The 23478-nt window shown below is 70.1% G+C and carries 16 protein-coding genes, 1 tRNA gene and 1 pseudogene; 4 read left to right on the plus strand and 14 right to left on the minus strand.

Annotation, left to right across the window (positions count from 1 at the left end; translation table 11 throughout):
* Positions 1-812: 812 nt before the first annotated feature.
* The 5 genes from QSK05_RS21740 to topA form a co-directional block, all read right to left on the minus strand.
* A tRNA-Thr gene (locus tag QSK05_RS21740) sits at positions 813-885 on the minus strand.
* A gap of 90 nt (positions 886-975) precedes the next feature.
* Positions 976-2562 (minus strand): alpha/beta hydrolase, encoded by a 1587-nt coding sequence (locus tag QSK05_RS21745; RefSeq protein ID WP_285599123.1) that lies wholly within the window; start codon positions 2560-2562, stop codon positions 976-978.
* Positions 2563-2637: 75 nt separating this feature from the next.
* Complete coding sequence (locus QSK05_RS21750) at positions 2638-3864, minus strand: DNA polymerase III subunit delta' (RefSeq protein WP_285599124.1); 1227 nt, start codon at positions 3862-3864, stop codon at positions 2638-2640.
* Positions 3861-6635 (minus strand): dTMP kinase, encoded by a 2775-nt coding sequence (gene tmk, locus QSK05_RS21755; RefSeq protein ID WP_285599125.1) that lies wholly within the window; start codon positions 6633-6635, stop codon positions 3861-3863. The genes QSK05_RS21750 and tmk overlap by 4 nt, the downstream gene beginning before the upstream one ends.
* A gap of 277 nt (positions 6636-6912) precedes the next feature.
* Positions 6913-9711: a type I DNA topoisomerase gene (topA, locus tag QSK05_RS21760; RefSeq protein ID WP_285599126.1), complete on the minus strand. Its 2799-nt coding sequence runs from the start codon at positions 9709-9711 to the stop codon at positions 6913-6915.
* 614 nt (positions 9712-10325) lie between these two features.
* Here topA and QSK05_RS21765 point away from each other — a divergent pair.
* Genes QSK05_RS21765 through QSK05_RS21780 form a run of 4 tightly spaced genes read left to right on the plus strand, consistent with a single transcriptional unit; the run spans position 10326 to position 15453 of the window.
* A complete protein-coding gene (locus tag QSK05_RS21765) occupies positions 10326-14084 on the plus strand; it encodes a sensor histidine kinase (RefSeq protein ID WP_285599127.1) in 3759 nt (1252 codons plus the stop codon).
* Positions 14081-14503, plus strand: coding sequence for a roadblock/LC7 domain-containing protein (locus QSK05_RS21770; RefSeq protein WP_285599128.1), 423 nt, complete (start codon positions 14081-14083; stop codon positions 14501-14503). The genes QSK05_RS21765 and QSK05_RS21770 overlap by 4 nt, the downstream gene beginning before the upstream one ends.
* Positions 14504-14516: 13 nt before the next feature.
* Entirely contained in the window at positions 14517-14897 is a 381-nt protein-coding gene (locus tag QSK05_RS21775; RefSeq protein WP_214153235.1) for a DUF742 domain-containing protein, read from the plus strand.
* Positions 14878-15453, plus strand: a complete 576-nt coding sequence (locus QSK05_RS21780; protein ID WP_231483925.1) for a GTP-binding protein — start codon at positions 14878-14880, stop codon at positions 15451-15453. The genes QSK05_RS21775 and QSK05_RS21780 overlap by 20 nt, the downstream gene beginning before the upstream one ends.
* A 31-nt stretch (positions 15454-15484) precedes the next feature.
* Here the strand turns inward: QSK05_RS21780 and QSK05_RS21785 are convergent, their stop codons facing one another.
* The 9 genes and pseudogenes from QSK05_RS21785 to QSK05_RS21825 form a co-directional block, all read right to left on the minus strand.
* A complete protein-coding gene (locus tag QSK05_RS21785; protein ID WP_285599129.1) occupies positions 15485-17029 on the minus strand; it encodes a DUF7059 domain-containing protein in 1545 nt (514 codons plus the stop codon).
* A gap of 83 nt (positions 17030-17112) precedes the next feature.
* A complete protein-coding gene (locus tag QSK05_RS21790; protein WP_285599130.1) occupies positions 17113-19542 on the minus strand; it encodes a sodium-translocating pyrophosphatase in 2430 nt (809 codons plus the stop codon).
* A 283-nt stretch (positions 19543-19825) separates the two neighbouring features.
* A complete protein-coding gene (locus QSK05_RS21795) occupies positions 19826-20227 on the minus strand; it encodes an ATP-binding protein (RefSeq protein WP_285599131.1) in 402 nt (133 codons plus the stop codon).
* A gap of 131 nt (positions 20228-20358) precedes the next feature.
* Positions 20359-20688: pseudogene (locus QSK05_RS21800) on the minus strand (STAS domain-containing protein); the annotation flags it as partial.
* 204 nt (positions 20689-20892) lie between these two features.
* Positions 20893-21549 (minus strand): Rv3654c family TadE-like protein, encoded by a 657-nt coding sequence (locus QSK05_RS21805; RefSeq protein WP_285599133.1) that lies wholly within the window; start codon positions 21547-21549, stop codon positions 20893-20895.
* Positions 21546-21995 (minus strand): TadE family type IV pilus minor pilin, encoded by a 450-nt coding sequence (locus QSK05_RS21810; protein ID WP_285599134.1) that lies wholly within the window; start codon positions 21993-21995, stop codon positions 21546-21548. Before QSK05_RS21810 ends, QSK05_RS21805 begins: the two co-directional genes overlap by 4 nt.
* Positions 21995-22297 carry a DUF4244 domain-containing protein gene (locus QSK05_RS21815; protein WP_285599135.1) on the minus strand — a complete coding sequence of 101 codons (303 nt, stop codon included), beginning with the start codon at positions 22295-22297 and terminating at the stop codon, positions 21995-21997. The genes QSK05_RS21810 and QSK05_RS21815 overlap by 1 nt, the downstream gene beginning before the upstream one ends.
* Positions 22298-22390: 93 nt before the next feature.
* Positions 22391-22888, minus strand: a complete 498-nt coding sequence (locus tag QSK05_RS21820; protein WP_285599136.1) for a hypothetical protein — start codon at positions 22886-22888, stop codon at positions 22391-22393.
* Positions 22885-23451, minus strand: coding sequence for a type II secretion system F family protein (locus QSK05_RS21825; RefSeq protein ID WP_285599137.1), 567 nt, complete (start codon positions 23449-23451; stop codon positions 22885-22887). The genes QSK05_RS21820 and QSK05_RS21825 overlap by 4 nt, the downstream gene beginning before the upstream one ends.
* Positions 23452-23478: the final 27 nt, after the last annotated feature.

The following is a 23478-nucleotide window of genomic DNA, read 5'->3' on the forward strand; positions in this document are numbered from 1 at the left end:
GGTCCTGCCCAAGATCCTGCGCCTGCCCACCAGCGCCTGGATCAACAAGCCCGCCGAACCCGAACCCGAACCCCGCCTGACACCAGTCGGTTAACACCCGCTGGCCTCAATCCCTTGACACTTACCGGATGACGGTGCTCCGAACGAGGTGCGCGGATTGAAGTGGCGTGCTCGAAAAGAGGTGCGGGCCGTCCCGATACCTCCCGTGCTCGTGGAGCTAGTCAGAGCGCATATCGACCGCTACGGGGTCGGCCAGGGGGGAAGGCTGTTCCGAACGGCAACGGGCGGTCGTTACAGCCAGACGGCTTACAACACCGTGTGGGCCGAGGCTCGGAGGTACGCCCTTACCCCGAAGCTGTTTGCCGGTCCGCTTGGTCAACGGCCGTACGATCTTCGGCACGGGGGCGTCACGCTATGGCTCAACTCGGGCGTCCCTATCCCCGAAGTGGCGCGGCGCGCCGGTCATAGTGCCGATGTCCTGTTGAAGATCTATGCCGGATGCATCGACAACCAATCGGATTCGGCTAACGCGAGGATTGCCCGGGCGCTTGCGGGAGAGACAGATGGCGAAGAAGGGCTTCAGCTGATTGGTGCTGATGGCAACCCCGCCGCTTAGTCGCAGCCGGTGAGCGGCGCTACCTGACACGGCGTGGGGGAGGGGAGTCCTCCCCCACGCCCTGCGAGTTAGGGGCAAGCATGGGGTAAGCCGAGTGGCATTCGGTCGCCCAAAGCAGCAATAGGTGGCACACGACTCGTGTACCACCGATTGGCGTTCCTGCTGGTCATCCGCCCTTTCGGGCCTCTGACCTCTGAGCCACCTATCGGACTCGAACCGATGACCTGCTCATTACGAATGAGCTGCTCTACCAACTGAGCTAAGGTGGCGCCTCGCCAAACCGGTAGCGAACCACCGGAGCGACGATGCAAGAGTATACGGGCTTTGCGGAGTGCGCGTGACCGGCCCGCCGCCGGGTCCTACTTACAGGTCGTTCCGTCGGCCGGCAGAGCCCCGGTGAGCATGTAGTCCTCGACCTTCTCGTCCACGCAGGCGCTGCCCTGGCGGTAGGCCGTGTGCACGGTTCCCTTCCAGGTCAGCAGGTGGCCCGAGTCGAGCTGGGAGGAGAGGGCCTTGGCCCACTCGTACGGGGTGGCCGGGTCGTCGACCGTGCCCAGCACCAGGATCGGGGCCGCGCCCTTGGCGTGTAGTTCCTTACGCTCCATCACGGCCTTGTACGGCCACTGCGAACAGCCCAGGCCGCCCCAGCCGATCGAGCCGCCCAGGGGCGGGAACTGCTGGTTCAGCTTCTCCGCGGCCTCGGCGATCTGGTCGGGGGTGCGGGTCTCGGGCACGTCGAGGCAGAAGATGGCCGGGTTCGCGGCCAGGGTCTGGCCGTAGGTGCCGTTGTCGTTGCGCTCCAGGTACGCGTCGGCCAGGGTGAGCAGGCCGCTGCCGTCGCCCGAGACGGCCTGGGTCAGGCCGGTCGTCAGCATCGGCCACAGCTGCTGCGCGTACAGCGCCTGGGCGATGCCGGTGAGCATGAGGGCCTGGGTCAGAGGACGCGCGGGGTCACCGGTGTCGAGCGCGCTGGAGTCGGCGCGGTCCACCAGGGTGGCGAGCTGGTTGAGCCCGTCGTCGACCGATCCCCGCAGCGGGCAGTCACCACCGTCCTGGCAGTCCGTGACGTAGGCCCGCAGCGCCCGGGAGAAGCCCTCGGCCTGGCCGGCCACGTACTCCTCGGCCGTGGTGGAGGGATCGATGGCGCCGTCGAGTGTCATCCGGCCCACGCGCCACGGGAAGGTCTCCGCATACCAGGCGCCGAGGTAGGTGCCGTACGAGGCACCGTGGTACGAGAGCACCTGGTCGCCGAGGAGGGCACGCAGCACGTCCATGTCCTTGATCGTGCTCAGCGTGTCGACGTGCTCGAGCAGGTCGTGGTTCGTGTTCGCCTGGCAGGCCGCGGCGAAGTCTTTCGACCCGGCGACCGCGGCATCGATCTCGGCCTGGTCGTCGGGGGTGCTCTCGGACGACGTGTACTGGTCGTACTGCTGGTTGTCGTAGCACTTGATCGGGTCGGACTCGCCGATCCCGCGCGGGTCGAAGCCGACCACCGCGTAGCTGCGCAGGATGCTCTCGCCGAACGCCTGGCGGGCCACCTTCGCGTAGTCCAGGCCGGAAACGCCCGGCCCGCCCGGGTTGACCAGCATCGACCCGATCGGTTCGTCACCGGAGGCGGGGAGCTTGTTCACCGAGATATGGATTTTCTCGCCGGTGGGATCGTCCCAGTCGGTGGGCACCTCGTACTTCATGCACTGGAAGCCGTCGCCGCAGTCCGACCAGTTGACCTTCTGGTCGTAGAACTTCGAGTACTGCGGGTCCGTCGCGGGATCGGTCACCCCCGAGGGCACCTCACCGGGGCTCGGCAGGGCCGTCGGAGTCGCCGTCGAACCACCGTCCGACCCGGAACTGGGGAACGAACACGATGCTGTGCCCAGAAGGGCCACCGTGAGGAGGATCAGGGACCGGACGGCGGGTCGGTGCTCCCGCCGGTCGCTGCGGAACATCGCACTCCTCGGCATAACTGGTGATCGACCGGACCAGAACGCTATCGGACCCCGCTGGGCCACGGGGGCGGTACGTCAGGCGGCGGGGCGCAACTGCACCATCAGCGACTCCAGAGCCATCAGTGGCGACACATTGGCTTCGATCCGTTCCCGGGCCACCCCGATCGCCTCCATCCGTCGCAGCGTCGCCGTGGCGGAACTGTGCCGTGCCTCCGCCTCGATGAGCTCGGCCATCTCGGCGTTCACCAGCTCGATGCTGTCTTCCCGCCCATTGGCACCGAGCTGCAGCACGAGGACATCGCGGTACAGCGAGAGCAGGTCGATCAGCGAGCGGTCGAGCACGTCGCGCTGAGCCCGGGTGGCCCGGCGCTTCTGGTTCTCTTCCAGCTGCTTCACCTGCGTGCGCACGGCCGGGGGCAGGGTGGACAGACCTTCGGCGCCGAGAGACCTCAGCAGGCTGGACTTCTCCTCGGCGTCACGTTCGGTGGTGCGCGCCTTCGACTCCTCGGCACAGACCTCGACCAGCTGCCCGGCAGCCAGTACGGCGGCTCCCACACTGCGCAGGGTCGAGGGCAGCTTCAGTACCTCACGGCGGCGGATCCGCGCGGCCTCGTCGAGCGCCAGCCGGCGGGCCAGCCCGATGTGGCTCTGTGCAGAGCGGGCCGCGAACGCGGCGATGGCCGGGTCGGCACCGTCGCGCCGCACCAGCAGGTCGGCGACCGCGGCGACCGGTGGGATGCGCAGGCCGATACGGCGGCACCGGGAACGAATAGTGGTGAGGACGTCGTCGGCACCCGGGGCGCACAGCAGCCACACGGTGCGGGGCGGGGGTTCCTCGATGGCCTTGAGCAGCACGTTTCCCGAGGAGTCGTTGAGCCGATCGGCGTCTTCGATCACGATCACCCGCCAGCGGCCCGCGGACGGGCTGCGCTGCGCGAGCTGGATCAACGGACGCACGTCGTCCACCCGTAGCTGCACATGTTCCGTGGCGACCAGGCTGACGTCGGCGTGGGCCCCGGAGAGCGACGTGGTGCAGGCGTGGCAGATGCCGCAGCCACCCTCGGGGCACTGCAGCGCCGCCGCGAAGGCCCGGGCCGCGGTGGAACGGCCGGAACCGGGTGGGCCGGTGATCAGCCAGGCGTGGGTCATGCCGCCGGAGACAGCGGCGGCCTCACCGGCGTCCTCGGCCGAGTCGACACCGAGCCCGCGCCCGGCCCGGACCAGCTCGGCGGCGGCCCCGACCGCCCGCCGCAGAATGCCGATCGCGGCTTCCTGCCCGACCACGTCGTCCCAGACGCTCATGCCTGCCGCCGTCCGCGCCGGCGCAACGGGCCGGTCTCAGGGTTGTTCTCGCTGTCGGGAAGGACGATGGTGCGGTCGTCCGCCGGATCCTCGTCGGGCAGGTGGATCGTACGCGGCGGCGCCTGTAAGTCCTGTTCAGGCTGGTACCGCGGCTCGAGTGGCTCGACCGGCTCGACCGGCTCAGGCGGCGGACCCTGCGGCACCGGGTTGGTCTGGCCCTCGTACGACTCGAACGTCTCGTACGGCTGGGGCCGAGGGGTCTGGACGGGCTGGGTCAGGTCGGCCGGGGGAGCCCAGAGATCCTGCTCCTGCGGCTCGAACGACTCCTGGATCGGTTCCTGCTCCGGTTCCTGGACGGGCAGGTGCCCGGTCAGCGGGTCGGTCGGCGGCTCGACCGGACGGCGCCCCGGGTACCGGCCCGGCATCTGCACCGGCTCGGTGACCGGCCCCAGAGCTGCGGCCGCCGCAGCCTCGCTGGCCCGCCGGTCGACCTCCTCGCGGTTACGCCGGGACTCCTGGGCGCGCAGTTCACGCTCGGCCTCTTCCTGGAGCTGACGTTCGGCCTCGTCCCGGGCCCGGCGCCGCGACTCCTCGCGCTCACGGGCCTCTTCGACACGACGACGGCGCAGGTCGGCGTCCATCCGCAGGACCTCGGCCTCGGCTGCCGCCCGACGCTCACGGGACTGGTCTTCATCGGCGAGCCGCTCATTCAGCTCGGCCCGGCGGCGGGCCGACACCGGCAGCACCTGGCGCACCCGCTCACGGATCAGCTGCTGCACCTGATCGGCACCCAGCCCGGCGTCGACGACCAGATAGCGGTGCGGCGCGCGGCGGGCCAGGGCGAGGAATTCGGCCCGCACCCGGTCGTGGAAGTCGTCGGCGAGCGATTCCAGCCGGTCTTCGCCACCACGGGAGGCGTCGCGGGTCCGGCGGACCTTGCTGATCACCGGGTCGACGTCGAGCAGCACGGTCAGGGCGGGCACCAGGTCGTCGGTGGCCCACTGGGACAGCCGGAGCACCTCTTCACCGTCCAGCTCCCGTCCGGCGCCCTGGTAGGCCACGGAAGAATCGATGTACCGGTCGGTGACGACGACCGCACCGCGTTGCAGCGCCGGCCGCACCACGGCCTCGACGTGATGGGCCCGATCGGCCGCGAACAACAGTGCCTCAGCCCGGTTGCCCAGGTCGGAAGCGTTGCTGAGCAGCACCTCCCGCAGGCGCACCCCGGCCGGGGTGGCCCCGGGCTCGCGGGTGAGCACCACGTCGTGGCCCTGGTCGGAGCGCAGCCAGTCGCCGAGCAGACGGGCCTGGGTGGACTTACCGCTGCCGTCACCACCCTCCAGCGCCACGAACACGCCGGGGTAGGCGGGCTGAGGCGCCACCGGACGGGGGCTGCGTGAGGACCGGAGAGAACGCAGATCCTGCAGCAGGCCGGTGCCCGGGCGGTCGTCCAGCCGTCGGTAGGCGGCCACGCCCAGCGCCACCACCAGGACGGCGGCGATCAGGAAGACGAACGCGGCGCCGTTGTAGCTGAGGACGCGGGAGTCGGTGAAGTGGATCGTGTGCCGGCCGATCACCGCGGCCAGGACCGGGCCGAGCGCCAGCACGAGCAGCAGCACCACCCGGGACGCCGCGGCCAGGAAGTTGAAGGTGCGGGTGCGCACGCTGTCGTCGACGGCGAGTCCGAGCAACGTGTGACCGGTGTTCCAGGCGATACCGCCGCAGGCGCCCAGGCCCACGGCGAGCAGAGCGGCCATCACCATGTTGGGGATCAGCGCGATCGTGGCGAGGAAGAGCCCGGCGCCGATCAGGGACAGGCCGAACAGCCGGAAGGGGGAGAGCCCGTCGGGTCGTCGTGAGCCCGCTGCCAGTCCGAGAGCCAGGCCGAGGAAGACCGCGGCGAACAGCACGCCGTATCCGGGCCGGCCGGCGCCCAGGTCGTGCACGTAGGTCGGGGAGAGACCGAGGACGAAACCGGCGGCCGCGAAGGCCCCGAGCAGGCCGGAGACCAGGCCGCGGGCGACCGGGACGGAGCCGATCAGCTGCCGGCCGGTGGTGATGGAGCGGATCACCGACTCCTGCTCGGCGGTCTCGCCCGGGCGGCGGCCGGGGATCGGTGCCCGCGAGGCCAGTCCACCGGCGACGACGAAGGCCAGTGCGCAGGCGTACAGCGCGAGATCGACCGGGTGGGTGCCCAGCCGGTCGACCGCGTTGTCGAGCACGCCGCTGAGCAGGCTCAGCCCGGAGAACACCAGGGCCGCGACCGGGGCCGTGCCGTAGGTGATGACCAGGTACGGGCGCCGGTCGGCCGGGGTCAGGGCGGCGACCGCCGCCCCGGCGGCCGAGGTCCAGAGCAGCGCCAGCCCACCGAGCAGGACGGTGGCGACGTAGAGCCAGGCGAGCGAGCCGATCAGGGGGATGCTGACGATCACCGCGGCCCGCAGCACATCGGCCGCGATCATGACGACCTTGCGGCTCGTCCGGTCGGTCAGCGCACCCGCCACCGGTCCGAGCAGCACGGCCGGGGTGAGCCGGAGTGCCAGCACGCCGGCCACGGCCAGGTTGGTCTTCGCGTACGAACCGTCGGTCAGTGTGCCGGCCGCCGCGATGACGGCGAGCAGCGCCAGCCAGTCCGCGAAGGACGACCCCCCGAGCGCCGGCCGCAACCGCCGGAACGGTTCGGCCGCGACGTCGTGGTGCTGGTCAGGCACGCCGGTGTGGGACGGCCCGGCTTCCCGGCGCCCGTTCTCGTGCTGTCCGCTGGCTGTCACTCGGTCAGGGTAACGGCCACCCCGGACACTCCTGGGAAACGTTCACCCGTGCCGCCCGGACCGGCGCGGGGCGTTTTGGGCCGGATACGTTACGCACGCCCCTGAACGGCGTCCCCCAAAGAGTTTTCATCCCTGGCGGACGCCGAACACCTCGGCCTTCACGGCCGGGAACCGGCGATTGCGTGCCGGGCCGGGACAGGTCCACCCGAACCGGACGGCACCCGAACGACACTCGGGCACCGACCGGGCGGGCCGGCGTCCACTGTTACCGAATGTCTTACTCGGACGTGGCTTTCGCTGTTTTCTTGGCCGCCGAAGTGGTCTTCTTCGCCGTCGTCTTCTTGGCCGTGGTGGTCTTCTTGGCGGCCGTCTTCTTGGTTGCCGTGGTCTTCTTCGCGGGAGCCTTGGTGGTCTTCTTCGCCGTCTTCTTGGCGCGCGGCGCGGCGGCCCGCTTCTCGGCGAGCAGTTCGGCGGCCCGCTCCAGGGTCACCGACTCGACCTCGTCCCCCTTGCGCAGGGTGGCGTTGGTGGTGCCGTCGGTGACGTAGGCGCCGAACCGGCCTTCCTTGATCACGATCGGCGACTTGGACTCCGGGTCCTCGCCGAGCTCGCGCAGCGGCGGCGCCGCGGCCCGGCGGCCACGCTGCTTCGGCTGGGCGTAGATGACCTTGGCCTCGTCCATCGTGATCGTGAAGATCTGGTCCTCGGTCTCCAGCGACCGGGAGTCGGTGCCCCGCTTCAGGTACGGGCCGTAGCGGCCGTTCTGCGCGGTGACCTCCTCGTTGGTCTCCGGGTCGACCCCGACCAGACGCGGCAGGGACAGCAGCCGGAGGGCGTCCTCCAGGCCCACGGACTGCACCTCCATGCTCTTGAACAGGCTGCCGGTGCGGGGTTTGGCCGACTTCGGGGCGTCGTCGGGCAGGATCTCGGTGACGTACGGGCCGAACCGGCCGTTGCGGGCCACGATCTCCCGCCCGGTGTCCGGGTCCTTGCCCAGCTCACGGTCGCCGTCGGCCTGCGTCTCCAGCAGCTCGCGGGCCTTCTCCACGGTGAGTTCGTCCGGGGCCACGTCGTCCGGCACGCTGGCCCGCCGGGCCTCGCCGTCCTCACCCGGAACCTCCAGGTAGGGCCCGTAGCGCCCGACCCGCAGCACGATCCCCTCACCGAGCGGCACCGAGTTGATGTCGCGGGCATCGATGTCACCCAGGTCGTCCACCAGCGGCTTCAGACCGTGCATCACGTCCGGCCCGGTCGAGGGGGCGGCGTCGGAGCCCGTCGCCTGACCGTCACCGAAGTAGAACCGGGCCAGCCATTCCTTGCGGTCCTGCTCACCGGAGGCGATCTGGTCGAGATCGGCCTCCATCGAGGCGGTGAAGTCGTAGTCCACCAGCCCGCCGAAGTGTTCCTCCAGCAGTCGCGTCACGGCGAACGCCAGCCAGGTCGGCACCAGGGCATTGCCCTTATGACCCACATATCCACGGTCGACGATCACGCTGATCGTGGCGGCGTAGGTGGAGGGACGGCCGATGCCCCGCTCCTCCAGCGCCTTCACCAGGCTCGCCTCGGTGTAGCGCGGGGGCGGTGAGGTGGTGTGACCGTCGGCCGTCAGGTCGCGGGCGTCCAGCTGGTCACCGACCGCGAGTTCCGGCAGTCGTCGCTCGTCGTCGTCCCCGCCGTGGCGCTCCTCGTCCCGGCCCTCCTCGTAGGCGGCCAGGAAGCCCCGGAAGGTGATCACGGTGCCGGAGGCACCGAAGACCGCGTCCCGTCCGTCACCGGTGCGTGCTCCCAGGCGGATCGTCGCGGTCGAGCCCCGCGCGTCTTCCATCTGCGAGGCCACGGTGCGCTTCCAGATCAGCTCGTAGAGCCGGAACTCGTCGCCGCGCAGCTCGTTCGAGACCTGCGCCGGGGTGCGGAAGTGATCACCGGCCGGGCGGATCGCCTCGTGCGCCTCCTGGGCGTTCTTCGACTTGCTGGTGTACACCCGCGGTTTCGCCGGGATGTACTCCGCGCCGTACAGGTCGGTGGCCTGCTGCCGGGCGGCGTTGACGGCCTCGTCCGACAGCGTCACGGAGTCGGTACGCATGTAGGTGATGTAGCCGTTCTCGTACAACGACTGCGCCACGCGCATCGCCTGCCGCGCCGAGAACCGGAGCTTGCGCCCGGCCTCCTGCTGCAGGGTCGAGGTGGTGAAGGGGGCCGCCGGCCGGCGGCGGTAGGGCTTCTCCTCCACACTGCGGACGTCGGTGGGGGCGCCGTCGAGCGCCCGCACCAGGACGTTCGCGGCCTCTTCGTCCAGGTGCACGACATCGGTCGAGGTCAGCTGGCCGATGTCGCTGAAGTCCCGGCCGGTGGCGACCCGGCGGTCGTCCAGGCTGACCAGGCGGGCGCCGAACCAGCGCCCGGCCTGGGCGTGGCCCTCGGAGGCCGCGAAGTCACCGGTGATGTCCCAGTACGAGGCGGTGCGGAAGGCCATCCGCTCACGCTCGCGCTCCACGACCAGACGGGTGGCGACGGACTGCACCCGTCCGGCGGACAGTCCCGCCCGCACCTTGCGCCACAGGACGGGGGAGACCTCGTAGCCGTACAGCCGGTCCAGGATCCTCCGTGTCTCCTGGGCGTCGACGAGGCGTTCGTCGAGGTCTCGGGTCTGCTCCAGGGCGCGGCGGATCGCTTCCCGGGTGATCTCGTGGAAGACCATCCGGTGCACCGGGATCTTCGGCTGCAGAACCTGGAGGAGGTGCCAGGCGATGGCCTCACCCTCGCGGTCCTCATCGGTGGCGAGATAGAGCTCGTCCGCGTCTTTCAGAGCCCGTTTGAGCTCGTTGACCTTCTTCTTCTTGTCCGCGTCGACCACGTAGTAGGCCTCGAAGCCGTTGTCCACGTCGACGGCGAACTTGCCGAAGGGGCCCTTTTTCATCTCCGGTGGCAGTTCGCTGGGCTGGGGCAGGTCGCGGATGTGGCCGACACTCGCCTCGACGTCGAACTCCGGGCCGAGGTACTCGGCGATCTTCCGGGCCTTCGTGGGCGACTCAACGATCACGAGCCGCCTGACGGTCGCGGTCTTGCTGGCGGCCACAAGCTCACCTTTCCTGACGCATTTTCCTGACGCTCACGACGACGCCCGCTCCCGGCGTCCGTCATTCCGGCAGCCGGGCCGGGGCAGATCCTTCAGATGCGGCTGCGGCGGGACGCTACACAACCCGCATCGGTGAAGCACCGTAACCCGACAGCGACCCTCGTGGGTGTTCACGGTCCCCGGCGGTGATCACATCGCCGTTGCGAGAGTGGCACGCAAAGTGACGAGAGGCCACCCCCGGCTCAAACGGGCCAAGTCCATCTGGGTGTGATCAGCATCACAACCGAAGCAACTTATTGGAGCTTGCCCAGGCCGGGGCCCATGGGCATGAGCCGCTATTCCTGCCGGGTTGCCGGGAGGCGCTAGGGTGATTTGAGCACGAGTGCGAAGAATAAGGCCCTCATGTTGGCAGTGCGGGTCGAGGCCGGGTTCGTCGAAGGTCGGTATCGGGACGTAGCCTCTGGGCGAGACCTTCTGCCACGATCAGCACACGCTGGACAACGAGGTGGGTCGAAATGCCTGGGATTAGCCGTGTCGACGAAGACGCGGAAAGATCACTGAGCGGACGGCCAGATTACCGGATGCCACTTGAAAGTGGCCGCAGGGAGGATCGCGTGCCGCGACACGGTTCGGTCGAACCGGGGGCCGACGTCGAAAGCGTCCCGGACGCGCCCCGTCGCTCGTCTATTGCCGGATGGTCCATCCGCCGCAAGCTGACGCTTCTGGTCACCATTCCGCTCGTCGTGCTGCTCATCGGTGGTGGCGTGCTGGTCGCATCACTGGTCAGCACCTACCGGGATGCGCACACGGCGCGGCTCGACGCCGAGCTGATGGAGCCTTCGCTGCGCCTGAGCCGAGTGCTGTTCAACGAGCTCGGTATGCCCGGTGCGAAGACCGACAAGGCGACGCTGACCAAGGCTCGTACCGAGACGGACCGGGAGGTTGTAGCGATCCGGCCCAAGCTGGAAGAGCTCGCCGACCGCGACACCGCCGGTTCCTCTCTCCCCGCCAGCGCCAAGAACCTGCTGGCGCAGCTCGACAACCTCCCGGCTTACCGGGAGACGGTCGACCTTCTGATCAAGGAAGGGACGCTGAACAGCAACTCCGGCGTCAACCAGGTCTCCACCCGCACGGAAACCATGTTCAGCCTGGTCCGGCAGCTCCCCCAGGGGCTGTCCACCGACATCGCGGTCACGGCCAGCAGTCGTTCCACCATCGCCTCGGGAACGCTGTTCGCCAACGTCTCCCAGACCGGCTTCGCGTCGGCCGAGGAGATCGTCGTCTTCTCGAACGTGTTCACCGGCCAGGCCGTGGTCAACACCGACCGCATCCGTGAGCTGGAAGGCCTGATCGCGCAGCAGCAGCTAGGCCTGACCCAGGCCCAGCGAGTGGCTGACGCCGACCAGAACAAGCAGCTCCTAGCGCTGGGCAACCGCACCGCGGCGATGACCAGCTGGCGGGTTGCCCTCGAGGGCAACATCGGTAAGCGCGACGCCAGCTTCGGTGACTCCTCCAAGTTCGCCGATCTCGCCTCGAACCGTCTGGCCGAGATCGAGTCGGTCGCCACGGAGAGCGCCCGCACCACGCTGAAGTCCGCACAGGACTCCGAGACCGGCGCCCTCTTCCGGGTCGCCCTGGTCGCCGGCGCCGTGCTCCTCACCATCGTCGTCGTCAGCACGCTGCTGACCACGATCGCCCGTACCGTCACCGCCCCGCTGCGCCGCCTGCGCGCCGGTGCCGTCGAGGTCGCCAGCGTGCAGCTGCCGGCCGCGGTGGCCCGCATCGAGCAGGACGGTGTCGGCGCCGACATCTCCCTCCCACCGGTGCTGCCGGCCAACTTCAACCCGGGTCCGGAAACCCTCGAGGTGGCCCACGCGGTCGACGACCTGGGTGCCGAGGCGGTCCGGTTGGCCACCGCGCAGGTTCGCCTGCGGCGCGCGCTGGACGAGGCATTCGTCAGCATGTCGCGCCGTAGCCAGTCGATGGTGGAGAAGCAGCTCGCCATCATCGACAGCCTGGAGAGCCAGGAGCAGGATCCGGACCAGCTGCGCAACCTGTTCCGGCTGGACCACCTGGCCGCCCGGATGCGCCGCTACAACGACAACCTGCTGGTGCTCGCCGGTTCGGCGGTGCGTACCCGCGCCACCGCGCCGGTCAAGATTGCCGAGCTCTTCCGCGCCGCCACCTCCGAGATGGAGCAGTACGAGCGGGTCCGCCTGCAGCCCGTCAGCGGCGCCTCCATCGCCGGTACGGTCGCGGGTGAGCTCGTCCACCTGCTGGCCGAGCTGCTCGACAACGCGGCGATGTACTCACCGCCGTCCAGCGCGATCGTGCTCTCCGCGGCCTTCACCGCCGACGGGGGCCTGCAGATCGAGGTTCTGGACGCTGGCGTCGGTATCAGCCCCGGTGAGCTCGACCGCCTGAACTCCCGTCTCACCCAGCCCGAGTCGATCGACACGCAGGTCCCGTCCCGCATGGGTCTCTTCGTGGTCGCCCGCCTGGCCCGCCGTGGCACCTTCGGGGTGCAGCTGCAGGCCCGGCCCGATGCCTCCGGCACGATCGCTCTGGTGCGGGTTCCCGCGTCACTGGTCATCGGCGCGCCGGGTGGTACCGGCGAGAACCCGACCGGTGCGCACCCGACGATGCGGCCGCTCACCCCGGCCGCCGGTCTGCCCCGCCCGCAGCTCCCGCAGAGCCCCAGCAAGGCACAGGGCAACCAGGGCAACCAGGGCAAACAGGGCAACTACGACACGTTCGGCGCGATCGGCATGACCGACCAGTTGCCGCAGCGTGACCAGCAGCGCGAGCAGCAGCAGCGTGACCAGGGTGCGCTCTCGGCCGCGGCTGCCGCCGCCGGGGTCGCGGCCCAGGCCGCCGCCGGTGTCCGCTCGGTCGCCGACACGGACGACTCCGAGCTGCCGCGTCGTCGTCGGGTACCGGGGGGCCAGAACGCGGGCCTGCCGCCCGAGGCCAACGCCATCCCGGAGACCGGCTCGACGGGTCTGTTCACCCCGAACGTCCCGGCCGCCGCCGGGGAGACCGGCGAGCACGGTGTGGCCGGCCGTGGCCAGGCCAAGCCGCAGTCCGGTTTCGGTCAGCAGGAGCAGCAGCCGGCCTTCGGTTTCGGTCAGCAGGAGCAGCAGCCCGCCTTCGGTTTCGACCAGCAGGAGCAGGGTGGTTACAGCCGCCCGCCGCTCCAGCCCGGTCGAGGTGGCCACTTCACTCCTCCTCCGCCGGAGACCACCCCGGGTGGACTCCCCAGCCTGCCCACCCGCACCCCGGGTGAGCGCACGCCTCAGCCCCCGAGCGGGTTCGGCGCCCAGGGCCTCCTGAGCCCGAACAACCAGGGCAACCAGGGCAACCCCAACAGCCAGGGCAACCAGGGCTTCGGCCAGAACAACTTCGGCCGGAACAACGGTGCGGCTCCCGCCCCGAACGAACAGGGCTTCGGCCGCAGCGACCTGGGCTTCGCGCCCCGGCCGGGGCAGCCTCTCGGCCAGCAGCAGGGTCCCGGCCCCGAGAACCGTCAGGCGCCGGCCCGTCCGGTCCCGTTCGGCAACGGCGACAGCACCCCGGCGGCCGGAATCTCCGGTCTCCCCGGTCTGGCCCGGCGTCCGATCGAGAGTGGTCCGGCGACCGGTTCGCAGAGCCTCACAGACCCGCTGTCGGCTCCGACCGGATCCTTCCGCGCCGCCCCCAACCAGGGGTTGCCGACCGGTGAGATCTCCCAGGGCTGGCAGGACGACAACCTGCCCAGCGAATTAGCAGCACGTGCCTCGGCTGCGGCGGCCTACCGCCCGGCCGAGACCCAGGCGCCGCTCATCGGTGACGGCCCTGGCGACGACTTCGATGACCCGACGCCGATCTTCGACCAGATCTCGGTCTGGTTCAGTTCGGAGCCGGCGCAGGCCGCCCCCTCGATCTCCGTCGAGAACGGCGACCAGCGGATCATCGATCTGCGCGACCACGAACGGGAGCGCAACAAGCAGTCCAGCCGCTGGGCGACGCTCGGGGACCAGCGATGGCTGGCCACGAACGCTCGTGCAGCATCGGCCCCCGAGACGGACGGCCGCTCCGAGGCGGGTCTCCCGACCCGTCGACCCGGTGCCAACCTTCTGCCTTCCACGGCAGGGGCAGTCACCGAAACCACACCGGCGCGTTCTCGTCCGGTGGCGCGAAGCCAGCCAGCAGACGCAACTGTCGTCCGTGGCCGGCTGGGCAGCTACCAGCGTGGTCTTGCCAATGCACGTAAGGCACGGGCGAAATCAGACCCGGCATCGGCCTTCAATCCGGTCGGTGCAAGCCTTTTCACCACCAACAGCGACGGCGGTGCCGATAATGGCTCCTCCGCAGAGCAGGGAGGGGACCAGTGAGCACGGGCACCGGCACCGACGTCACCTGGCTGGTCGACGGGTTCGCACAGCGGGTACCAGGAGTGGCTCACGCTGCCGTGGTCTCGGCCGACGGTCTTCTGGTGGCGAGTTCCGCAGGACTGCCACGCGACCGAGCCGACCAGCTGTCCGCAGTGGCCTCCGGGCTGGGTAGCCTCACGAACGGCGCGGCCATGTGCTTCGCCGCGGGTGCGGTTGTTCAGACGGTTGTCGAGATGCAGGGTGGATTCCTGCTTCTCATGGCCATCTCGGACGGCTCGTGGTTGGCAGTTCTGGCGGCTCCGACCTCCGACATCGGATTGGTCGGATACGAGATGACGCTTCTGGTCGACCGCGTTGGCCAGCACCTGTCGCCGGAGATCCGTCACAACGGCCACGGCGGCTCGCTGCCACAGATGTGAGCAGATTGCCGAGATGACCGATTATTCAGCTCATGAGGGCGGGGACCCGCCACCGTCGATGGTGCGTCCATACGCCAGAACCGGTGGGCGGACCCGCCCGGTGCACGACCTCGATCTCGAGGCCCTGGTGGTGACCACGGTCACCGGTCAGGACCCCGGAATGAACGACTTGCTCTCGCCGGAACACAGCACGGTGATCGAGTTGTGTGAGGGAACGATCTCCGTCGCCGAGATCGCTGCCCGACTCCACACCCCGCTCGGCGTTGCCCGCGTGATCATCGCGGACATGGTCGAACTGGGTCTGGTCGAGGTGCTGTCCACGGCGAACGCTTCTGGTGACGAACGTGATCCAGCTTTCTTGAGGAGGGTGCTCAGTGGCCTTCAGCGGCTCTGAGACCAGGGCCACCCGATCGACGAAGATCGTCATCTCGGGTGGATTCGGTGCGGGCAAGACCACGTTCGTGGGTGCGGTATCCGAGATCATGCCGCTACGGACCGAGGCAGTCATGACCTCGGCGAGTGTCGGCGTCGATGATCTGACGGCCACGCCGAACAAGACCACCACCACGGTCGCCATGGACTTCGGTCGTATCAGCATTGACCAGGAGCTTGTGCTCTACCTGTTCGGCTCCCCGGGGCAGAACAGGTTCTGGTTCATGTGGGACGACCTCGTCCGTGGCGCGATCGGTGCGGTGGTCCTGGTAGACACCCGCCGACTCGAGGACTGCTTCGGGCCGATCGATTTCTTCGAGGCCCGCAACCTTCCTTTCGTGGTCGCGATCAACGCCTTCGACGGTCTGCTCCGGCACCGGCCGGAGGACGTCCGCGAGGCGCTGCAGCTCAGTCAGGACGTTCCCGTCCTGGTCTGTGACGCACGTGAGCGGGAGTCTGCCAAGCAGACGCTGATCTCGGTGGTCGAGCATGCTCTGGCGACCTGGAGCCGGGCCTAGAAGCCCGGCCCCAGGGCCCGCTCAGAACGGTTCAGTCGGTCGGTTCCAGCAGACCGTCCCGCAGGAGATTGCGGGCATCACTGAGCAGCTCGGTACGCAACGCCTGACCGTCGACCTCCAGCAGTGATGCCAGGGCGGCGATCAGGCGGCCCACCGGGATGTCGCCGGAGCATGCTCCGACGAAACCCGCCAGAGCGGTGCCGGCCTGCACCACGCGGCCGGCCCCGCCGCCCTGCCTCAGAAGGATCACGCTCGGGTCTTCGGCCCCGGGCAGGTGATGGCGTTCTTCGGTGACGTCCGGGGCCACCTTCAGCATGGCCGCGAGCAGCGCGTCGTCGTCGTGCGCGGCCAGCCAGTCCTGACGCTCCAGCGTGGAGATCACCTCGTCACCCCAGGGCAGGCCCGGGCCGCTGCGGCGTTCCTCCACCCTGCGCAGATGCGGTTCCCCGGACACCGGACGCCGCAGCGTGATCAGGCCGAACCCGACCCCGTCCACGCCTCGCGACGCGAAGTCGGACAGCCACGCGGCGTACAGGTCGTCGGCGTCCTTCCCGAGGTGCTGCCCGGAATCGCGGATCCAGGTCTCGGCGTACTCGGCCGGGTCTTGCCATTCACGCTGCACCACCCAGCCGTCCAGCCCGGACGCCTCCAGCCAGGACGACACCCGGTCGGTCCAGCCCTCGTCGCGGCGCCCCTCCCAGTTGCCGAGGAACTGAGCGACCCCACCCGGGGCGAGCACGGTGCCGACCGACTCGATCAGGTGCCGCACCAGGTCGTCCCCCACCATTCCGCCGTCGCGGTACTCGAACGTGGCGGCCGGTACCGAGCGCGGGGTGATGACGAACGGGGGGTTGCTGACGACCAGGTCGAACAGCTCACCGGCCACCGGTTGGAGCAGGCTGCCGGGTCGTCCCTCGAACACCGAGCCGGGCACGGTACCGGCGTTGAGCGCCCAGTTGATCCGGGCCAGGCGCAGGGCCCGGGCGGAGATGTCGGTGCCGATCACGTGCTGGGCGTGCCGGGCGGCGTGCAGGGCCTGGATACCGCAGCCGGTACCGAGGTCGAGAACCCGTCCGGTCGGCCGCCGGATCGTGCAGCGGGCCAGGGTGAGGGAGGCGCCGCCCACGCCGAGCACGTGGTCCTCGTTCAGCGGGCGTCCGGTGGCGACCTCGGAGAAGTCCGAGATCAGCCACCAGTCGGCCGGGCCGAGCGCGTCCACGGTGGAGTAGGGGCGCAGGTCGAGGAGGGCCCGAACCGGGTCACCCGGGTCGTGGCCGGCCGTGGTGATCAGTCCGAGCTCGGCCAGGCCGGCCAGGCCGATGGTCGGCACGGCCGCGGCCAGGCGTTCGGCCGGTACCTCGAGACCGAGCAGGAACACGGCGACCAGGGCGGCGAGGGGTTCGTCCGGGTGCCGGGACACCACGATGCGGGCCGGCAACGTCTGCTCGCGCCCCAGCGCGGCCTGCGCCACGGGGCCGAGGAGGTCGTTGACCGTGTCCACGGTGAAGCCGGCCAGGTCGGTGCGCAGCCGCTCGACCAGTTCGCCCGTGCGGGGGTCAGTGACGTCAGCTGTCATGCCTGAGTTTCTACCTCAGGGCGGACATGACACCGGCCACGCGGGCAGGTAGCCCGCGTGGCCGGTGTCGTTCCGGGAGCTGCTTACTGCGTGGTGCTGCGGCCCGTGGACGCGGAGGGCGCGGTCTCGTCGACGTCCACCGTCTGAGCCACCGGCCGGCGTTCCACCGGACTCGTCACCGACGTGGCCGGATGGCCGGCCGTCACCGGTGCCCCCGTGCCGGAGGACGCGTCGTCGCCGTAGTCGACCGTCCGGCCCTTGGTGATGAACAGGGCGATCACGATGATCGCCACGGCCGTCCCGGCGATCGTGTAACGCAGTCCGGCGGAGGCGTCCTGGCCCACGCTGAGCTGCACGACGGCCGGCGCGATCAGCACCGCGACCAGGTTCATCACCTTGATCAGCGGGTTGATGGACGGGCCCGCGGTGTCCTTGAACGGATCACCGACCGTGTCACCGATCACCGCGGCGGCGTGGGCCGGAGAGCCCTTTCCACCGTGGTGGCCGTCTTCCACGATCTTCTTCGCGTTGTCCCAGGCGCCACCGGCGTTGGCCAGGAACACCGCCATCAGGGCACCGGCCCCGATGGCCCCGGCCAGGTACCCGGCGAGCGGGCCGATGCCCAGGCCGAAGCCGACGGCGACCGGGGCCAGGGCGGCGAGCAGACCGGGGGTGGCCAGCTCGCGCAGCGAGTCGCGGGTGCAGATGTCCACCACCCGGCCGTAGTCCGGTTTCTCGCTGTAGTCCATGATCCCGGGGTGCTCCCGGAACTGGCGCCGCACCTCGACCACGATGGCCCCGGCGGCCCGGGTGACGGCGTTGATCGCCAGACCGGAGAAGAGGAAGACCACCGCCGCACCCAGCATCAGGCCGACCAGGGTATTGGGCTGGACGATCTCGAGGCTGAAGCTGCGCCCGAGCTCGTCCAGGGCCACGCCGCTCTCGGCGAGCGCCGTCTGCCAGGCGTCGGTGTAGGAACCGAACAGGGCGGTCGCCGCGAGCACGGCCGTGGCGATCGCGATGCCCTTGGTGATGGCCTTGGTGGTGTTGCCGACGGCGTCGAGCTCGGTGAGGATCTGCGCGCCCTCCCCGTCCACGTCGCCGGACATCTCGGCGATGCCCTGGGCGTTGTCGCTGACCGGGCCGAAGGTGTCCATCGCGACGATGACGCCGACCGTGGTCAGCAGACCGCAACCGGCCAGCGCGATGAGGAACAGCGACAGCCAGACCGAGACGCCGCCCAGGCTGAAGGCCAGGAACACGGCGCCGGCGATGACCGCGGTGGTGTAGACCGCAGACTCCAGACCGAGCCCGATGCCCGAGAGCACCACGGTGGCCGCACCGGTCGTGGTGGTGGCCGCGACGTCCTTGGTGGGGCGCTTGTCGGTACCCGTGTAGTACCCGGTGAGCCACAGGATCACGCCGGCCAGGACGATCCCGACCATCACCGCGGCGAAGGCGATCAGGCGGGGGTTGCCCTCCAGACCCTGCACGACGGTGTCGCCGCCGGTGAACTCGCCGAAGGACGAGGGCAGGTAGGTGAAGGAGGCGATCCCGCAGAGCACGGCCGAGACCACGGCCGAGATGCCGAAGCCCCGGTTGATGGCGGTCAGACCACTCTCGCCCGGCCGGGTGCGGGTGATGACGACGCCCAGCACCGCGGTGAGCGCGCCCAGCGCGGGCACGATCAGCGGGAAGACCAGACCTTCGACGCCGAAGGCGGCCTTGCCGAGGATCAGTGCCGCGACCAGGGTGACGGCGTAGGACTCGAACAGGTCGGCGGCCATACCGGCGCAGTCACCGACGTTGTCGCCCACGTTGTCCGCGATGGTCGCGGCGTTGCGCGGGTCGTCTTCCGGGATGTTCTGCTCGACCTTGCCGACCAGGTCGGCCCCGACGTCCGCGGCCTTGGTGAAGATGCCACCGCCGACACGCATGAACATGGCCAGCAGGGCGGCGCCGAAGCCGAAGCCCTCCAGGACCGAGGGGGCGTCGCCGCCGTAGATCAGCACCACGGACGAGGCTCCGAGCAGGCCCAGACCGACGGTGCACATGCCGACGAATCCACCGGTGCGGAAGGCCAGCTGCATGCCTCCGTCGCGATCACCGTTGCGCGCGGCCTCGGCGACGCGGACGTTTGCCCGGACCGCCAGGGACATGCCCAGGTAGCCGATGGCGGCGGAGAAGAGCGCACCGACGATGAAGAAGATTCCCCGGCCGATCCGTATCTCCGTATCCCCGGGGAGAAGGAAGAGGACGATCAGGACGAGGACGACGAAGGCAGCCAGGGTGCGGAACTGCCGGCGCAGGTAGGCGGCGGCGCCTTCCTGCACGGCAGTGCCGATCTCGACCATGCTTCTTGTGCCGTCAGGGGCCGCCAGGACGAGCCGGCGGAATGCCGCCGCCACTCCGAGCGCGATGATCGAGATCACGAAGACCACGACCACCAACGTCAGATTTCGTCCTTCGAGATTCACATCTGCCGTAGTGGTGGCAGCCAGAGAGCCTTGCATCCGTCCTCCTCGACGTGCGCAGACGACCCCCTTCACCCGTCGCGGGTGGGAGGTCTCCAGTGCAGGCGACAGGGTGGAACGGGGCGGTGGCTTGCGTGGGACGCCTGACCTCCGGCGGAAGTTCCCACTCCGCGGAGTCTATGTACTGTGATGCGCGCCACCAAACGTCTGACGCGTGGCTCTTTTCACTTTGTGGTGATTCGTCCGTTTTAATATCACCGAAGTGCCGGGTCCAAAGCAGGTAACAGTGGACGCCGGTCGCGGGCCGAAGTGGGGTGGCCGGTTACCGGCCAGGTTCGAAAGACGCTGGCGGCCACCACTCCAGGTGCACCTGGGCGCCGGAAATGCCCTGATGGGTGCGGACCTCGACGTAGTCGGCCAAGCCCTCGATCAGGGAGAGCGACACCTGCTCGGGCTCGGTCTGAGGTGATGGGGCGATCTTCGCCGCGTCGGTCACCTCGACCACGAGGCGGGGACCGGTGTCGTCCACGAACATCGTCACCGGCTCGTCGCAGTCGGCCGCGTCGCAGCGCCGCACGGCCCGGGCGCAGACCTCGCCCACGGCCAGGCGCAGCTCTTCCAGGTCGTGCGTCAATCCGGCACGGCGAGCCACCGCGACGGCGACCAGCCGTGCCGTGCGGACATATTCAGCAGCCGGTGGGAACCGCAGCTCGACACCGGCCACCGGCGTTCCCGGCCCGGACCCGGTTATGGCGTGCCTCGGGAGGACTCCCCGTTCGGCGCGCCGTCGAGCGATTTCTCGGTGGTGCTGTCGAGCGAGATCGTGACCGGCCCGGGAGGATCGCCGGCCGGTTCGGCCAGGGCCTCCGCGAGCGAGGCATGAATCGGGAAAACCTTGGTCAGCCCGGTGATCCGGAAGACCTTGAGAATCTTTTCCTGGTCGCAGACCAGTCGCAGCGAACCGTCGTGCGAGCGGGCCCGCTTCAGCCCTCCGACCAGGACCCCGAGCCCGGTGGAGTCGAGGAAGTCGACCCCACCCATGTCCACCACCAGGTGGTACTCGCCGTCCGTGACCAGCTCGTTGAGCCGTTCCCTCAGGGTGGGAGCCGTGTACACGTCAATCTCGCCAGCCACGCTGATGACCGTCTGGACACCTTCGCGCCGTGTCGCCACGGTGAGCTCCACATCGCCTCCCCGGGAAGTCCTGTGCCCGTATCGCGGTGTACGAATCTGTTGTTCAGCCCTCGCCATGGGGGCGCGCCTCTGGCATTCAATCATCTGACGGTCACTCCAATGGTCCACACCGCCCACTGGGTGTCACCAATTTGGCCGACAAGCTTTCCCGGAGCTGGGCGAGGCGCCTGTCCCGCGCCCGGTTCTTCCGCTCGTTCAACCCGTTCGGGGTGACATCGATGCAGGTCCGGGCCCCGCACGGGCGCTGCCGAGGACATCTCGGTGCAGTCCCGGTGCCGCGACCGCGACGTTCACGACAACGGTCCCGTCTCTTTCGGGGACGCATCGCACCAGCCGGGCGCCGTTGGCCGTCGCGATGTCGGCCGCCGCCGAACAGCCCGAGGGGGAGTCCACGGCGGCCAGTGCCGCCAGGTCGGCAGCCGCCGCGGCCCGGTGCCGCGCCGACACCGCCGAGCCGAGGGCGAGCACGGCCGTCATCAGGAGGGCGGCGGTGGCGATCAGCGCCAGATGCAGCACCGTGCCCGATCCCCGGTCGTCGAGTACGCCGATCAGGGGAGAACACCTGGACTGCGGGCCGGCCGGAGGGCAGTGGCTCGGGAGGCCCCCGGTGCCAGGCTCCGGCCGGGAAACGGCTACCCGGCCCGGGCGGGGCAACACCCGGGAACTGGGGCCGGATGCGGTCTGAGGGCTCTGGCGCGATACCGCCCGGGGGCTCCGGGCGGGCGAGGCCCCGGTCCCCGGGTGGTACCCCGTGCCGGTGCTGGCACGAGGTGGGATTCCCGGTGCCGGTTCGGGGCCGGTGTCGCCGCGGCGGGGACCGTGCCGTCGGTCGGCACCGATTCTGGCGGTCATGGGCCGGCCTCCGGTTCCACCTGGGCGGTGCTCTCCGCCCCCACCGTGATGTGTGGATGCCAGGGCAGTGGAAGTGACACCTCGTCCGACACCCGGACCGTGACCGAGCCGGTCCCGTCCGACACGGCCACCTGCGCTCCCTCCGGGCCGACAGCGGTCGCGGCCGGCCGGGCGTCGTCGTGACGTGCTGCGGCCCGGGCTCCGGCCCGGGCCGCGTCGATGCACTGCAGCTGTCGCACCCCGGCCGTGGCGGCACTGAGGATCGCCGTCAGTAACACCACGAGAACCGGCAGAAGAAGCGCAAACTCGGCGGTGATGCTGCCGCGGTCGGTCTGGGTGTCGTCTACTGGCCAGGCGTTGCGGGGCCGCCCCGGGGCGGAACGGAACCGCGCGGCCGGGCGGGCCGGGGTGGCGTGCTCGCCACCCCGGCCGTCCAGTTGATTCATCAGATACTCAGCGCCTTCTGGATGATCGCGAGCACCAGGCCCTTCACCGCGCTGCTGCGGATGATGGCCAGTAGTACGCCCGCGAAGGCGCACGCGGCGAGCATGGTCATGGCGTACTCCGCGGTGCTGGCGCCCCTCTCGCGCATCTGACGGATGGATCCGACGCAGTCGCGCCGGCGGCGCAGAGCGGCCGAAAACCGTTCCTGGAAATGGTGACCCGACTTCACCGCACGAACCTGCATGGCTGTCCTCTCCCCGTGGCCGGTGCCCCCGGCCGGGTCGGCCGCCCCGATGTCGGCCATCACCAGACTGCCTGGCGAAGGGGTCCTGCCCCGTGGGAAAAGCGCTGCCTGTGGATGGAATACGGATCGTGCAGGCTGTGGATGAAGAGATGGTCATCCCGTCACCAGCCGGATCACCAGAGGGGCGATACCGAGCAGAACGAAGGCGGGCAGGAGACAGACGGCCCCCGGGATCACGAGCAGCACCTCCAGCCGGTGGATCGCCGCCGCCCGGGCCGTCGCCTGACGCCGTCGTTCCTCGGTCGCCGCCCGGCGGATCAGGGCCGAGGGCGGCAGCCCCGAACGTGCGGCGAGAGTCAGGGCCTCGGTCAGGGCGGCGGTCACCGCGTCGGGCTCGGGAAAGTCCGGCTCCGGCATCGGGCCGGTGACCAGATCGCTGAGCCGCAGCAGCTTCTCGCCGCGGGGGTCACCGAGATCGGCAAGTACGGCACCAGCTCCCCGCAGCGCCGCGGCCGGGGGTGCGCCGCTCTCCACCAGCGCCGCGATCAGGTCGAGCACCAGTGGCCCGGGCATCACCGCGGCGACCGGGCCCGCCGGGCTCTCGGCCGACCGCCGGTGCGGCCGTAGGGCCCGGTCCAGCCGGACGCTCACGACCGTTCCCGTGAGGCCGAGCGGACGAGGTGGGCGCTCCACCGCCGCCCCACCCACCAGAACCCGGCGCCGGCCATCAGGCAGGCCAGACCGGGGCCGGTACCGAGCAGCACGCCGAGGGTGTTCACCCCGAGCACCGCGCCCAGCAGCAGGCCGATCACCGGCAGGGCCGCCAGCACGCGGGCGGTGGTGCGCGGCCCGGCCAGAGCCACTTCCCGTTCGTCCGACTCCGCGATCTGGGCCAGTAACCCGTCGCCGATCCCGTCGAAGATCGCCGCCGCCGGGGCCCCCGACCGCCGCACCACCTCGGCGGTGGCGGCCAGCCACTCCAGCGCTTCGACCCCCGGCCCGTCGCACCCGGCCGCCGCCAGTCGCAGTCCGTCCGCCGTGGTCCCACCGACGGCCAGCATCCCGGCCACGGTCGCGGCCACCCGGGCGTCCGGGCCCCGTCCGGCGGCCAGAACCTCCCAGGTCCGTCCCGGTGGCACCCCGGCCCGGGACAGGGCCGAGACCCGCCCGCACAACTGGGCGGCATCGTTGCGCCCGATCCCCGCCGTCGACACCCCCGGGAGCTTCCGGGAACCGAAACC

The organism is Kineosporia sp. NBRC 101731, assembly GCF_030269305.1.
Taxonomy (GTDB): Bacteria; Actinomycetota; Actinomycetes; order Actinomycetales; family Kineosporiaceae; genus Kineosporia.